Raw genomic sequence first — 964 nt, 5'->3', positions numbered from 1 at the left:
GCGATCTCCGATTCGGCCAGCACGTTCAGGGTCCAGCCAGTCAATTGGCTCGCCAGACGCACGTTCTGACCACCACGACCGATGGCCTGAGCCAGATTGTCTGCGCCAACGGCGATGTCCATTGCATGGGCATCTTCGTCAACGATAATTGCCGCAACCTCTGCCGGGGACATGGCGTTGATCACGAACTGAGCCGGGTTGTCATCCCAAAGGACGATATCCACACGCTCACCACCCAACTCACCCGACACTGCCTGGACGCGCGAACCGCGCATACCGATGCAAGCGCCCTGCGGGTCGATGCGTTTGTCCTTGGAGCGGACGGCGATCTTGGCGCGCGAACCCGGATCACGGGACGCAGCCATTACTTCGATCAGGCCTTCGGCAATTTCCGGCACTTCGATGCGGAACAGCTCGATCAGCATTTCCGGCGCGGTACGCGACAGGATCAACTGCGGACCGCGGTTCTCGGTGCGGCATTCCATGAGCAGCGCACGCAGACGCACGCCGACACGGAAGGTTTCGCGAGAGATGATGTCTTCACGGGCCAGCAACGCTTCAGCGTTATTACCCAGATCGACGATCACGTTGTCGCGGGTGACTTTTTTCACGGTGCCGGAGATGATTTCCCCCAGGCGCTCGCGATAAGCGTCGACCACTTGAGCGCGCTCGGCTTCACGCACTTTCTGCACGATGACTTGCTTGGCAGTCTGCGCAGCAATGCGGCCGAACTCGATGGATTCGATTTTTTCTTCAACGACGTCGCCAACCTTGGCACCAGGATGCGTTTCGGCAACTTTGGTAGGCCAGGTTTCGATAGCCGGATCGTCGAGATCGTTCTCTTCGACGACCGTCCAGCGACGGAAGGTTTCGTAAGAACCGGTGTGGCGGTTAATTTCCACACGCAGGTCAACTTCGTCTTCAAAACGCTTTTTGGTAGCAGTGGCCAGAGCCAGCTCCCGCG

1 protein-coding gene is annotated in these 964 nt (G+C 58.9%); it reads right to left on the bottom strand.

The annotated features are described in order from the left end of the window. Positions 1–964, bottom strand: a 964-nt coding sequence (gene nusA, locus ACIONG_RS30480) for a transcription termination factor NusA (protein ID WP_401304747.1), incomplete at both ends; no start/stop codon positions are given.

The organism is Pseudomonas sp. NPDC087817, from assembly GCF_044742875.1.
In the GTDB taxonomy this organism is placed as follows: domain Bacteria; phylum Pseudomonadota; class Gammaproteobacteria; order Pseudomonadales; family Pseudomonadaceae; genus Aquipseudomonas.
This window is presented reverse-complemented; position numbering and strand designations above follow the sequence as displayed.